Below are 14,324 nucleotides of genomic sequence, written 5' to 3'. Positions count from 1 at the left end.
TGCTCCTTACTCATGTAATATATCTAAAATTTCATTTAATTCAGCTACTGCTATTTGACCTGGGGCAGAAGATTTGCCAACTGCACCAAAACTAATGCAGGAGCCAAAAACTTCGCCACCAATCCGGATAATTTTTCCTTGGTGCCCCATACCAATCGCAACCAATGGGATCCCATCTGCCAAATTTGCATGCTGAATACTAACATTCAAAATTGTTAATAAGTCCTCCCGTGACTGTGGCATAACCGCAAATTTAGCAATGTCAGCACCAAAATTTGTCATTTGTTCAATGCGTGCTTGCAAAACAGTTGCAGGCGGTGTTTTGCAAAAATCGTGATTACTCATAATAATTTTCACTTGTTCTTCATGTGCTAGCTGAACTAACGGTCGTATTACTGTTGTCGGCTGCAAAACTTCAATATCAATTAAATCAACTAAATGACTTTTTATTAATTCTTGGTAAATATTTGTATATTCAGCAATCTGTGGCTGGTAATTGCCACCTTCATCTTTTGTTCTTAACGTAACTAATAACGGTCGATTGTCCAAAATCCGGCGTAACTGGCGGGCAGTTTTAAGAATTGCCTCAATGCTATGGATATTAGTAAAAAAATCCAAACGCCATTCAATCATGTCAATCGGTTCTTGACATACCTGTTTTGCCGTATTAATTAATGCTTCTGTCGTCGCTTCTATTAAGGGAACTGCAATTTTTGGTTTACCTGCACCGATTTCAAGTTCGTTTATCTTAACTGTCCGCATCCAACCTCACTCCTCGTCAAATAGTAGCTGATGAATATATTCAACTGGCATCTCTTCTCCCGTCCACAGTTTAAAAGCTTCTGCCCCTTGCTCAAGCATCATTCCTAAACCATTTAGGACGTGTTTAACGCCAGCTTCTTTAGCAACTTTCATGAGTCTTGTTTCTCGGGGAGCATAAACTGTATCATAAACAATCATATCTTCGTGAAACCATGTCGGATCCTCAACAAGAGTCATCTTTTCCAACGGTTTCATTCCCACCCCGGTTGAATCACAATAAATATCAGCAGTTGCTAACTCAGATTTAAAATCATCGCGATCCTCTAAATGGTGTAACGTGGCCTGACATTTTGTCTGCGAATTAATCATTTCAACATTCTTTTTGGCCTGTTGCCATTGGATATCCTGGCGATTAAAAATCGCAATCTCTTTTACTCCATCTAATGCTGCCTGAATGGCAATTGGCGTTCCTGCACCACCAGCGCCAGTTAGGACCATTTTCTTCCCGCAAATATCTAAGCCCTCATCTGCCAGTGATTTCATAAATCCAATCCCATCAGTAGTGTAGCCAGTCAACACTCCATTATCATTTACAACAGTATTCACCGCTCTAGCCATCTCAGCTGCTGGCGATAACTTATCTAATAACGGTAAAATCTTTTGTTTATTTGGCATCGAAACATTCGATCCGCGCATATCAAGCGTGCGAATCGCCTGTACTGCATCTGCCAACTGATCATTACCTACTTCAAAAGCAAGGTAGGCATAATTTAAGCCTAGTTTTGCAAAAGCATTATTATGCATTGTTGGTGACATTGAGTGCCTGATTGGTGTTGCCATTAGTCCAATTAAAATTGTGTGTCCATCAATTCGTTCCATTATTAATCTTCTCCTTTGTATTTAATAAAGCCAAAATAACCATTAAAATCGTTCCTCCAACTGCAACTGCCAAGTCCCCAGCAAATGCTAATTCAATACTATGCGCTGATAAAATTCCTGTAATTAGTGGAACTGTGAAGGATGCAATACTACCAAAAAAGTAAAATGCTCCAGTTGCCATTCCACGATGGTGTGGGTAGAGGTTCATGAAAACTGTTAATCCGGTTTGCATAATTCCACCAGCAGCACTAAAGCCAAATATTAGACTTGCAACACTAACAAGGTTAATATTATTCCCCGCAGTTAAGATAATGAGTAATGCAATAACTGCAATTAAATTCAAGCTGACCAATAAAGTCATTTCACTAACATTCCGCTTTAATAAAATAAATAAAGTAATTACTCCTACAATTGAGCCAACACTATAAAGCGATAAGAGGGTATGGGCAGCAAGATCGTTGTATCTTAAAGACTTTTGTGCAAAGAGGGTAATCCACTGGGTAAACCAAATCATTACAGCCATTGACGAGTATCCATATCCTAGCAGAAGGATTGTGGCAATTCTTTTTCTAATCGACTTCGGAGACTGACTAGCCATTTGTTGTTGGCGAATTGTCACGCGTTGAATTTTCGGGAATTTAATGGTGCTCATGTTAATCATATTTGCAATAATCAGCACTGCCATCACAATAAAGGACCAACCAAACCACAAATTGTTGGCCGATAAAGTCGCAACAATTAACGGTAAGATAAATTCGCCAATCGAAACAAAGCCTTTAATTAAAATCGTATCGTAACCTTTACCATTATTCATTTCTACTAAAGTTGTGTACGTTCCTGCATCCAACGCTGAATTAGCAATCCCTGCTAAAATCGCTAGACCGTAAGCCATAGGAATATTGTGCGTCATTACCATCCCCAGGGAAAAGAGCAAATAGCAGACCATTCCAATAAATACGAATAATTTTCGACTAAATATATCCGCTAATGTTCCAGTTATTAAATAAGCAATCAACCGTCCAATTCCAATTCCTGAAATAACAAAAGAAACTGTTTTTATTGGCACTTGCCAGGCACCACTAAGAGCAACCATGTTTTGTGCCAAAATAATGATTCCGAAACCATGAATCAAATAATTCATATAAAGGCTTAATGACAGACGACGTTTATTAATCTGTGAGTTTGCAACTGGTATTTCCATGTCTTTTCTCTCCCTTTAACAATATTAAAAAGCGCTAACTAGATCTGAGACTCAATCAATCTAGTTAGCGCTTTGAACAACATTAAGTGTTGTAATTATATACAGGAATTCTGAATATCTCGCTTCACTAGATTAATACCTAGCAAAGCATCATTAACTCAACTCTGCTTAGGTTCGAACGTCTCAGTCCGCACCTAAACAGTACGGACCTACCTAAAGTAAGCAAAGTTGAAATAGTATTTCTTTGTAGTTAATGATAATGAGATCATCAGAAATCTTCCTTTCCGTCTAATTATTGACTATCATTAAAACATTCTAATGATTTAAAGTCAATATTTAATTTAAATTTAATAAAAATATGGTATTTCTATAATTCATTAAAAGTGATATTGTTAACTTATACACAAAGAATAATGGAGGGATTTTTATGGTTGAAGAATTTGGCTCACCATCGTCTTACATTCAAGGAAAAGGTGTCCTTTTTGAAAGTGATAAGTATCTTAAAAACTTTGGCACAAAACCATTATTATTGGCTGGCGAAACCGTCTATAAAATTGTAGGTAAGCGTTTTGAACAGTATCTTCAAGAAAGTGGTTATGATGTTACCTGTGTTCAATTTAATGGTGAATCATCCACTAACGAAGTAAACCGGGTCACAGAAATTGGTAAAGAAAATAATGTAACCGTCGTTTATGGTCTTGGTGGGGGTAAAACAGTTGATACCGCCAAAGCAATTGCCGACAATCTCCATCTACCCGTTGTAATTATGCCAACATTGGCTTCAAATGATGCACCTTGTTCACGTCTCTCAGTAATTTATACTGATGACGGTGGATTTGACCATTATCGTTTCTACAACCAAAATCCTGACTTGGTCTTAGTTGATACACAAGTTATCGCTAATGGTCCTGTTCGGATGCTAATTTCCGGAATTGCTGATGCTTTAGCTACTAATGTTGAAGCACAAGCAGTTGCCAAAGCTAATAGCGATACAATGCTTGGTGAAAAACAAACCCTTGTTGGAAATGCAATCGCTCAGAAGTGTGAAGAAACATTATTTAATTACTCACACCTAGCTGTAGCTGATGCAGAAGCGCATGTCGTTACACCAGCATTTTCTAATATCGTTGAAGCAAATACGCTAATGAGCGGTCTCGGTTTTGAAAGTGGTGGTCTATCTGGTGCCCACGCTATTCATGATGGCTTAACAATTTTAGAAGAGACTCATGATTTAACACACGGTGAAAAGGTCGCATACGGTACCTTAACACAATTAATGTTGGAAGGCGCTGACCAGGAACGCTATAACAAGTACTTCCAATTTATTCTTTCTTTAGGTCTACCAACTACTCTTGCTGATCTACATTTAGAAAATGTCACTGATGAAGAATTGCTCAATGCTGGAAAAGCCGCCTGTTCAGAACAAGATACCATGGATCGTTTGCCATTTAAGGTAACACCAGATGACGTGGCTCAAGCATTACGAGCAGTTGATGCATATACTAAACAATATTTAAATAGTCACCATTGTCATCATAGCCAAATGTAATAAAAATCAGACGCGGAATTTTTCTGCGTCTGATTTTTTTGTTATTTACCCCATAAGAAATTAATTAATGCCTTATCAACTTGAGCATTATTATGAAGTTTCGAATGTTGAGCATCTTTTCCTGTTATTTTTAGAACACGATATGACTTTGCCCGAGCAGCCACTAGATACTTAAGTGACAATGAAGATACATTATCAACAGTACCGTCTGAATGATTACCAACATCACCAATAATATTAAGAACAGCTACTTGACCTTTCGGATAAGTTTGCCGTACTTCTGTCATTTGACGATATGTAGCGTTCATTTCATTTGGTTTTCCGTCTTTATTTAATTTCATTCCAACTGGCTGCTGGATAGCAGCAGGTACCTGTTTAAAATTCAATCCCGCAAAATGACCTGCGATATCAACCTGTTTTTGTAATTGAGGCATATTCTGCTTTTTACCGTTTTGCAGCATATAGTAAATAATCGAAATATTTCCCAGGGAATGACCAACCATATTAATCTTAGTTATGCGATAGCGTTTCTGTAATGCCTTTACAACATTTGTCGCATATTCACCATGCTTATTAAAATCCAACTGTCTATTGTTATCATAATTCACCTCAACAATTGGATTGATGGCCCCTTTATGCATTGAACCATGAAGGGTAACTTTCCCGTTATTAGCAACATCAGCTCGCAGGACTGTGCTCGTTACCCCGGCTTTTTTAGCAGCGTTTACCATGTGTTCTTCTGCATGATAACTACTACCTCCACCATGGAAAAATAGCGTTGGCGTTGTTGATTGCACATACTTACTATGTTTTTGCTGACGCCAAACTGCCCCACCAATTATTGCCAGGATAACAATTACTATCACTACACCAATCCCAATATGGCTTTTTTTCATAATTTCACCCGCTTTTTTGTTTACTTAGATTATAAGCCTAAGAACAATAATGCAGTCAAAACTTATTTTAATGCAGGAGACGTTGCCAAAAGTTCCCACGGCGAACATCATTAGCACTATATAAAGAGTAAGTTAATGGTTCCCCATTAAGCGTTTCTAACTGATCACTCGTTATCCTTAAACTGCCGACACGTTCACCTTTCCAAATAGGTGCTTCTAATTTTTTCTTTTTATATTGTGTTCCAATTGTATAGTCCGTTTTTGTATCATACGGACTCCAAATAGTTACTTGTTGTGGCGTGAGTTTCATTGTTTTTTCAACACCATTAGCTACTTTACGTGTTGTTACTGATGATGGAACTTTTATTTTTTGTAAATGGTCCTCTGTTTTAAGGATCTTATATAAATTCTGAGTAGCCTTAAATCGGTTGTCTTTATTGCTCCCTTTTGAATGTAAGATAACAGTAATGATACGATGTCCTTGATACTTACCTGTACTTGCAAAACAAGCTCCCGCACTGTCAGAAGTCCCCGTCTTCAAGCCATCAATCGTTACCCCTTTTACAGCGTACTGTTCTCCCGGTAACATCTTATTAAGATTTTTTTCAGTCTTAACTTGATCTTTCGCTATTTGAAATTTTACTTCTTTTTGTGCTGTAATTTGCAAAAGTTCTGGATAATGTTTTACAAAGTATTGCGATAAAATGGCAACATCACGTGCACTCATCGTATTAGCAGCATTGTTAGGAAGATCAGCTAACTTAAAACTTTTCATATCTCCATTGTCTAATCCAACTGAATTAACAATATTTGTCTTAGTCATTCCAATTTTTTTGGCTTTTTGCATCATTTTAAGATTAAATTCATCGGTCCCATCCCCGGTAGCAGTTGCAAGTGCGACGGTAGCTCCATCAGCTGACTTTACAAGAGCTGCATTGATTAATGTCCGAACTGAATAAGATTGACCAGATTTTAGTCCGATTGAAGAATAAGCAGCATCATTAGAAATAGCCGCAATTTCAGGAGTTATTTTTACTTGAGTATCCCATGAGAGTTGCTTCTGTTGGATTTCATCTTCTATTACCAAAATAGTTAATAATTTTGTAATTGAGGCCACTGGAAGAGCCTTATCTACATTTTGCTTATAGATAATTTGCCCTGTTGAAGCATCAGCCATGATCGCTGCAGAAGCATCAATTCGATTATTTGCTAATACGGATTGACTTCCCACCATTAGCATCATGAATAGAGATAAAATAAAAACTGTCAATTTTTTCATAAAATCTATTCTCCTATTTTCTCCAAGTACGGTAAGATAAACTTAATAATAAATAATAAAGGAATTCATTATGAATAAAGAACTTAAATCTCTGCTTTTCATCTCAACTGGCCTATTCCTTATTTTTGTTCTAATTTTTAATCTTTATACATATAATGCTGCTAGATTTATTCCCCAAGCTAGCAAAACAAGTCAAATTCTCAATCAAAATCGGCTTCGTGCCCCTAATATCCACCGTTCCTCTGAAAATTGGGCATACCCTAAGATCGATAACGCTCCTATTGAATTGGTCGCCATCAAACAAGCAAAAAGAATCCTAGTTATCAACTCAAATAAGCGACAAGTTATTTACATCATCCACGCACAAATTAACTTACCAGCACAAAAAAATTCTTTTCGCTTACTTCATGCTCGGGGGCAGCAAATCTATCACATTAATGGTTCCCAGCAAGCCATCGCTAAAAACTGGTTAGGCGTTAATGGTGGGAACTACATTGAAACCCCCGTTACAGATATGAATAATCATCAGGTCCCACGTAATCTACGAAAAGCACCCAAAGTTGAAAACACTATTCAGGTGTCAACCCCTGATGCTAAATGGCTGCAAACTTTACCTGAAAACACACCCTTAATAGTTAAGGAGGACTATTAATATGATTTCACGCCTAAAATATGGACGGTTTTTTAATCACTTACTTGGAAGTAATCTTATTTTGCTAATTATAATTAGCTTTTATAATCTTCTTACGTACTTCATCCCATTAATCAAAATTTCAATCACTCAAATAATTTTCTTCTTTCTAATAATTGATCTACTCTTGATTATCTTTAAGATTTTAGCGTTACACAATTAGCCGACAATCTCAATCTTAGTACCGACTGGCAAATTCTTTTCCATCCATTGAGCGTCTGGCACTGAAAGCCGAATACACCCGTGAGAACCCTGTGTTTTTCCAAGTTTAGCAGCTTCTTGTTCATTATATTTTCCATCTGCTTTAGTGGGAACACTATGGAACAAGTATTCTCCATGATTCTTCCAAGAAACGTAGTAATTAGCTCCCTCTTTCAACGATTGATTAAAAAAGCTATCTCCTCGCTCTTGTTGAGCATAAAATGTCCCTGTCGGGGTCGCGCTTTTCAGCTTACCAGTTTTTGGATCCTTTTTATAAATTCCACCTGTGCTATACATTGTGTAAATGACCTTTGAACCATCATACAAATATGTCCGATTATTTTTTAAATCAACTTTAATCCAAAAGTCCTTCACTTTATTCAAATCTGGATACGGAACTGTTTCCGAGGACTTATGCCAATCAATTGGGGTTCTCATATGACTTTCACTATTATCGATTTCCTTTTCTTGTGTTGGCTTTTCTTTTACTTGCGATTCAACTACTGCTTTTTTGGGATGTGCATTTGAAGCAGCATGTAATTCTGGACCAATTGCAATTATTGCTACTAATAAGCAAAATATTCCATAAATCCAATGCTTTACTCGTAAGTTCAAATTAATTTCTCCTTTACAGATAATTCAAAACATCACTATTATAATTATAGGAAATTTTTTATTCAATATACTTTAAAAAAGGTGTACAAAATGCGAGATAATCTTAAAGTTTCATACTTAACTGCTATCTTTTTCTTTATTGTTGCTATCATTTATGCAAATCTTGCGTAATAACCGTGAGGATTCTACTATGACATCATTTTTTTCATTCATATCAAATATTTGGTCGTATACCATCAACCATAAATGGTCAAAGGATATTTTACGAGCCAACATCCTTTTTATTCTTTTAGTTATTGTTTACGATCTTTTTCACTTTTCATTAAAAATAATTAATTGGCGGATCTTTTTTAAAGTATTTCTGCTATTAAATATTTGTTTGTTTTTTAAGTTCCTTTTAGATGGTATTGATCGCTATTTAAGAACACGGTAACTTTATAAATTCTTTATTGAGTTATCAATTTTCCGTGCTAAGATAGGAACGTAATTATTTATTTTCGATTTGAGGAAGGTACAATGCATTCATATATTAAATACTGGATAGCAGGAATAGGAGCATTATTAATTATAATGATTGCGGGGATGACTGTTCACCAGAAAAATCATTTCAATAAAAACGTAACCATCAATAATGTTGCTGTTGGGGGACTAACAGCCAAGCAAGCTTTTGAGAAGGTAAAGGGGACCTCAGGAGCAACCAAGATATACGTTGACAATAAGCTAGTTTACCAAACTAAATCCATGAAGGCTAACTTTAGCAATAATGATGAACAAAAATTTAATCAAGCACTGAAAAAACAGTTTACATTTTTCCCATCTCATAAAGCAACAAACTTATCAATAAAGCCAGATAATTTTGATCAAGATTCGCTTAATATTGCTAAAAACAAATTAACTAACAAGGTACAGCAGCTCAATACAGGTCGTAAAGCTCCCGTTGATGCTTACGCGGTCTACCAAAATGAGAAAGTTTCCATAGTTCCTGCAGTTAAGGGTAATAAATATGATTTACAAAATGCTGTTAATCAACTAAACAATCAAGCAGGAAGTACTAAAATTAATATTACTTTACATAAGGAACAGCCAATTACGGCAAATAGCAAAACCGTTAAGAACGAGGAAAAACAGTTAAATAAGTTAAAAGGGAAGAAAGTTACTTACCTTGTTCAAAATGAAAAGTATAGCTTCACTACCAATCAAATTATTACCCGGGCAACTTATCAAAGTGGCAAATATCATTTCGACACTACGGCCTTAAATAAACAAGTAAAGAAAATCAATGAAAAACATGCAACTCTTGATAAACCATTTAAATTTAAAACCCATTCTGGAGCAGAAATTACCACTACAGCTAATGGTTCCTATGGTTGGAAAATTAGCGAGAAAAAAGCTGGTAATTCATTAACTAAGGCAATTATCGATGGTCGCCAAGAAGTTGATGGGGAGCACGATATTGAAGGAAAAGGCTATAACACTGCTGGACTCGGCTACAATGTTACATCCAATAATGGTATTGGCGACACTTATGCTGAGGTTTCATTAGCTGACCAACGAGCTTATTTCTACAAAGATGGTAAATGTGTCCTTGAAACAGATATCGTTAGTGGAACTAATAATGAAGGCAACAAAACGCCAAAGGGAGTCTGGTATATCATGTACCAACAAAGCCCTTCCGTTCTCCGTGGACAAAACGATGATGGATCAAGTTATGCAAGTAAAGTTAATTATTGGTCGCCGTTTACTTTAACAGGATGTGGCTTCCACGATGCAAGTTGGCGTCACAATTGGTCCAAGACTGCTTACCTAAGCGATGGTTCGCACGGTTGTATTAATATGCAACCAAGCGTGGCTGGTCAAGCCTTCCATGATTTAAAGCAAAATGAACCTGTTATTATTTATTAATACTCTAAGAGGTTGGGAACCCCCAGCCTCTTTATTATTTTAAAAGAACACCTAACTGGACTGTGGTGAAAAACTCGCAAGCTAGCTTACTTTTTATTCTCTTAATTAATATATACGTAAAAAATTTCCCTTTGCACCTCATAATTCTAAAATAGTGGTACAGTAAAAATGTATCTTAACCTTAGGAGGCTTAGATTATGACTGATAAAATTGTTACTGCAGAAGAAATGCGACATTACGATTCTTACACCATTAATACAATTGGTATCCCTTCCCTTGTGTTAATGGAACGGGCTGCCTTAGCCGTTCGCGATGAAATTTTACATGCTTTTCCGATTGCGCTAAAAGATGTGGTAGTGGTAGCTGGCAGTGGAAACAATGGCAGGGACGGAATAGCCATTGCACGCTTGCTTCATATTGCTGGTGTCCATGTAACAATCCTCAATATAGGTAATCCTAAGCATGCATCTGCTGAACATCAAACACAAGAAAAGATCGCGCACTATTATCAAATTCCTGAAACTTCTGATCTCGCTGTCCTTAATAAGGCAACATTAATTGTCGATGCCATGTTTGGAATCGGAATCGATCGCGCAGTAAAAGGAGCTTATGCCGACGCGATTAATGCGATCAATAACACTGATGCAGTTGTCGTTGCAGTAGATATGCCATCAGGAGTTAATACTGATACTGGAGAAGTAATGGGAACTGCTGTCAGAGCTACTACAACCGTAACTTTTGCCTATAATAAGGTCGGCTTAACCAAGAATGACGGAAAAGATTACGCAGGAAATGTTGTCGTTGCAAATGATATGGGAACCTATGCAATAGATTGATTGGAATATTATTTACCGAGCCGTTTTACTATTAATCACTGAATATTAATATTATTATAATAAGTGACGAACGTTTCAGTGAACTAATTTGGAGGTAAATAATATGTCAGAGTTAACAACCAAATTATTTATAGATGTTAAAAATTTTGAAAAATACCAATCAATGTTAAAGTGTCAAGTACACATTGAAGAAGAACGTCATGGTGATTATTGCTTACCAGGTTTTCCTGATCGTCACAATTTCCACCGTCTTCTCCGGATTTTACGTAAACATGATGACGGTTTAACTAGCAAACAACTAATTTACGACTTCGATTACCGGCCAAGTGACCTTGAAGATGCTACCAAGGCATTAGTAACAAACAATTTGGCAACTACCACCCCAATTAACGAGGAAGACTATAAAATTCAGCTTAACACTGAAGGTATCGAAGTTGCTGATAATTTGCTAAAGCGTCGTGACAAGATTGCTGAAGCTGCTTACCACACATTAAGTGAAAATGAACAACGAGAATTAGACCGGCTCGTAAATAAGCTAACTGAGGATTATGCGAACCGCGACGTAAATTACAACGCCCTTGGCAATATTTGCCGTTAAAATGGTATCCGATCAAAAAACAGCGACTAAGAGAATTTGCTATGATCTCTTAGCCGCTGCTTTTTTAATGGCGTCAAGCCTTATCAGAAAGGCACTTTCCCGCTTGCGTTTATTTTAGTTATTTCAAATATTCTGCCGGATTTGCTACAAAATCGCTCACTTTAATAGTTGTTGCATCCTTAGTAGCAGCATTCTTTAGTTGGAAAGTTCCTTCTTCAACTTCACGAGCACCAAACACTGCAAAGTACTTCGCATTACGACGGAAAGCTTCTTTGATCTGCTTACCAACTTTTACCCCGCTGTAATCTTTGTCAGCCACAATTCCTTGCTGACGAATTTTACTGAGGACTTCAAATGCCATTTCATCTCCTTGCTGATCTGCACTAGCAAAGAAGACGTCTAATTGGTCTTGAGGAGCAAATGCAGGATTTTCTTCTTGGAGTAAGAGCATTAATCGTTCAACACCCATTCCGAAGCCAATTCCACCTTCTTCAGGACCACCAAGCTGGCTAATCAACCCATTATAACGGCCCCCTGCACAAACAGTCGTGTACCCACCACCAAATACTGGTGAGTCTGACATAATTTCAAAAATAGTATGGTTATAGTAATCTAGTCCCCGCACCATATTGGTATCAATTTCAAAATCAATTCCTAATTTATTTAATAAAGCCTGCACTTCGTCAAAGTAAGCTTGTGATTCTTCATCAAGGTAATCAAGGATTGATGGAGCTTCTGCAACAATCTTCTTATCACCTTCATCTTTACTATCAAGCACACGCAATGGATTCTTATATAAACGTTCTTGAGAGTCTTTACTCAATTCATCATAGTGAGGCTTCAAGTAGTTAATTAATGCTTCACGGTAATCTTCACGAACCTTCTTATCCCCAAGAGTATTAATAACTAATTTAACATTTGGCACTCCAAATTTCTTAAAGAGAGCCATTGCCATTGAAATAACTTCCACATCAATCTGTGGTGACTCATTGTTTAATGCTTCAACCCCAATTTGATGAAATTCACGTTGCCGCCCTGATTGTGGTCGTTCATACCGGAACATTGGCCCCATGTAATAAACTTTATAAGGTTTAGGATATTCTGGACCATAGAGCTTATTTTCTACGTAAGCCCGTACTACTCCAGCTGTTCCCTCTGGACGTAATGCAATATGCCGATCACCCTTATCATGGAAATCGTACATTTCTTTTTCAACAATATCTGAAGTATCGCCCACATTCCGTGAAAAAACATGGTAGTCTTCAAACATCGGTGTTCGAATTCCACGGTATCCAAACTGGTTAAAAACTTCGCGCGCATTTTGTTCTACTTTTTCCCAAATGCTTGTAGTTCCTGGTAAGATATCTGCAGTTCCCTTTGGCTTTTGATAATCCATATGTTTCCCCTTTCGTTACGTATAAAAACAAAAGCCCTCTAAGACTTTAACAGCCTTAGAGGGCGATATTCATCACTGTTCCACCTCTATTTTACAGTAACCTCACAGTCACTGCCTCATGGAGTTGCGTTAACTCCTGATGATAACGGAATCACCGGAACAGACTACTAAAATTCATCCTTTCAGCTAGTAGAGGTGGATCATGTCTGCTCCCAGCTCTCAGCTCAACTGGGTCTCTGTCAATTACACAGGCACTTTGTTTCTACGTCAATGCTTTTATAATACATTAGTGATTTTACCATAGCTTACAGATTTTGGGTATCATTTATCCAAATTAAGCCGTCGCTGAACTCGGTGTAAATGCCATAAATAAAGACAGATAATAATCAAAGTACCGGTCATTAGACAAAAGACTGAAATAAACAAAAATTGATAACTTCCTTTTTCAATGACAAATCCACCGTACAATGGACCAATTGCCCGTCCAACCGACATCATAATATTAAGCAGTCCCTGGTAATGCCCAGCTTCATCAACATTAGTCAGTTGCGCAATCCAAGCAGGCAAGCCAGCAAAACTGGTCATTTCACCAATTGTTAAGATTACAAAATCAATAACAAAAGCTGTCAGGGTCCTGGCAAAAATTAATAAGAGGAAGGATAAGGCAAAAATAAAGATTCCCACAATAATTTGAGTCGATAACCGAACATAGGGACTTAACTTATTAACAAGTGGTTGGCCGATAATAATTAACACCCCATTTAATGTCCATAACATACTATAGGCATAGAATGGGATCCCCATGTTTGTCATATGGACTGCCATTACACTTTCCCATAAAGAGTAACTTAAATGAACCGTAATATAGTTTATGAGGATAAACCAAACTAAGATGATCCATCGCGAATGTAATTGGCGGGAAGCATGATAGTGTGCTTGTATCTCTGAATTATCTTTAATTGCATCTACAGCCACATTAAATGTTAAAACTACTACTAACATTAACAAGGCATAAAAGATTGTTGCTACAGCAAAAACTACCACTACACTAATCGGCAGAAGAACGCCAACCAGCAACGTTCCAATCACAACCCCAATATTAAAGGCCATATAAATATAATTAAAAACATAGCGGGAAGAATGATCGCTAACCAACGTCCCATAAGAATTAACAATCGTGGCATTGATTCCATCACCAAAACTATTAATCGTAATTAGGACAGCATACCAAGGCCAACCATGAATAAAGATCAATAAGAATATCGCTAGCGTTGATAGACTAACTCCTAAAATGGCTGTTTGATATTGCTTCCAATGGTCAAACAACCATCCTCCTAAATAATTTCCCATCATCATGGCAATTGACATTATTAACATTACAAAGCCAGCAGTTGTCAAAGTTTGTCCAAGGTAATTATGAAGATACATAGTTGTAAGCGGCCATAAAAAAGCTGCCCCAGTGTTGTTTAACAGACTTGCAAGGGCAACCCATTTTAATTTTACTGTTTGCTGTTCCATT

At 37.0% G+C, this 14,324-nt stretch carries 13 protein-coding genes; 5 read left to right on the top strand and 8 right to left on the bottom strand.

The window, feature by feature from the left end; all coding sequences use genetic code 11:
- Positions 1-6: 6 nt before the first annotated feature.
- From aroD to LMB56_RS08960, 3 genes are read right to left on the bottom strand one after another with little or no spacing between them, the layout of a single operon-like run.
- Positions 7-762 (bottom strand): type I 3-dehydroquinate dehydratase, encoded by a 756-nt coding sequence (aroD, locus tag LMB56_RS08970; protein WP_229284078.1) that lies wholly within the window; start codon positions 760-762, stop codon positions 7-9.
- Positions 763-768: 6 nt separating this feature from the next.
- On the bottom strand, positions 769-1,641 hold the full coding sequence (locus LMB56_RS08965; protein ID WP_229284077.1) for a shikimate dehydrogenase: 873 nt from the start codon (positions 1,639-1,641) through the stop codon (positions 769-771).
- Positions 1,628-2,842: an MFS transporter gene (locus LMB56_RS08960; protein ID WP_229284076.1), complete on the bottom strand. Its 1,215-nt coding sequence runs from the start codon at positions 2,840-2,842 to the stop codon at positions 1,628-1,630. Before LMB56_RS08960 ends, LMB56_RS08965 begins: the two co-directional genes overlap by 14 nt.
- A 427-nt stretch (positions 2,843-3,269) precedes the next feature.
- Between LMB56_RS08960 and LMB56_RS08955 the strand changes: the two genes are divergently transcribed.
- Positions 3,270-4,391 (top strand): glycerol dehydrogenase, encoded by a 1,122-nt coding sequence (locus LMB56_RS08955; RefSeq protein WP_229284075.1) that lies wholly within the window; start codon positions 3,270-3,272, stop codon positions 4,389-4,391.
- A gap of 41 nt (positions 4,392-4,432) precedes the next feature.
- Here LMB56_RS08955 and LMB56_RS08950 read toward each other — a convergent pair whose 3' ends face one another.
- Together LMB56_RS08950 and LMB56_RS08945 are read right to left on the bottom strand one after the other, a co-directional pair.
- A complete protein-coding gene (locus LMB56_RS08950; RefSeq protein WP_229284074.1) occupies positions 4,433-5,287 on the bottom strand; it encodes an alpha/beta hydrolase in 855 nt (284 codons plus the stop codon).
- A 67-nt stretch (positions 5,288-5,354) separates the two neighbouring features.
- Complete coding sequence (locus tag LMB56_RS08945) at positions 5,355-6,566, bottom strand: D-alanyl-D-alanine carboxypeptidase family protein (RefSeq protein ID WP_003675327.1); 1,212 nt, start codon at positions 6,564-6,566, stop codon at positions 5,355-5,357.
- A gap of 70 nt (positions 6,567-6,636) precedes the next feature.
- Here LMB56_RS08945 and LMB56_RS08940 point away from each other — a divergent pair, with 70 nt between their 5' ends.
- Entirely contained in the window at positions 6,637-7,218 is a 582-nt protein-coding gene (locus LMB56_RS08940) for a hypothetical protein (protein WP_229284073.1), read from the top strand.
- A 198-nt stretch (positions 7,219-7,416) separates the two neighbouring features.
- Here the strand turns inward: LMB56_RS08940 and LMB56_RS08935 are convergent, their stop codons facing one another.
- Positions 7,417-8,073 carry a L,D-transpeptidase gene (locus LMB56_RS08935; RefSeq protein ID WP_019253184.1) on the bottom strand — a complete coding sequence of 219 codons (657 nt, stop codon included), beginning with the start codon at positions 8,071-8,073 and terminating at the stop codon, positions 7,417-7,419.
- Positions 8,074-8,589: 516 nt separating this feature from the next.
- Here LMB56_RS08935 and LMB56_RS08930 point away from each other — a divergent pair.
- The 3 genes from LMB56_RS08930 (at position 8,590) to LMB56_RS08920 (ending at position 11,409) form a co-directional block, all read left to right on the top strand.
- Positions 8,590-9,975 (top strand): L,D-transpeptidase family protein, encoded by a 1,386-nt coding sequence (locus LMB56_RS08930; protein ID WP_229284072.1) that lies wholly within the window; start codon positions 8,590-8,592, stop codon positions 9,973-9,975.
- Between the two features lie 197 nt (positions 9,976-10,172).
- Entirely contained in the window at positions 10,173-10,811 is a 639-nt protein-coding gene (locus tag LMB56_RS08925; RefSeq protein ID WP_229284071.1) for an NAD(P)H-hydrate epimerase, read from the top strand.
- A 103-nt stretch (positions 10,812-10,914) separates the two neighbouring features.
- Positions 10,915-11,409 carry a helix-turn-helix domain-containing protein gene (locus LMB56_RS08920; RefSeq protein WP_153701055.1) on the top strand — a complete coding sequence of 165 codons (495 nt, stop codon included), beginning with the start codon at positions 10,915-10,917 and terminating at the stop codon, positions 11,407-11,409.
- Positions 11,410-11,527: 118 nt separating this feature from the next.
- Here the strand turns inward: LMB56_RS08920 and hisS are convergent, their stop codons facing one another.
- Positions 11,528-12,805 (bottom strand): histidine--tRNA ligase, encoded by a 1,278-nt coding sequence (gene hisS, locus LMB56_RS08915; RefSeq protein WP_003669340.1) that lies wholly within the window; start codon positions 12,803-12,805, stop codon positions 11,528-11,530.
- A 321-nt stretch (positions 12,806-13,126) separates the two neighbouring features.
- On the bottom strand, positions 13,127-14,323 hold the full coding sequence (locus LMB56_RS08910) for an MDR family MFS transporter (RefSeq protein ID WP_229284070.1): 1,197 nt from the start codon (positions 14,321-14,323) through the stop codon (positions 13,127-13,129).
- Position 14,324 lies beyond the last annotated feature (1 nt).

Source organism: Limosilactobacillus reuteri, assembly GCF_020785355.1.
Classification (GTDB): domain Bacteria; phylum Bacillota; class Bacilli; order Lactobacillales; family Lactobacillaceae; genus Limosilactobacillus; species Limosilactobacillus reuteri_I.
Note: the sequence above shows the minus strand (reverse complement) of the source record. Positions and strands in the feature narration are given on the sequence as shown.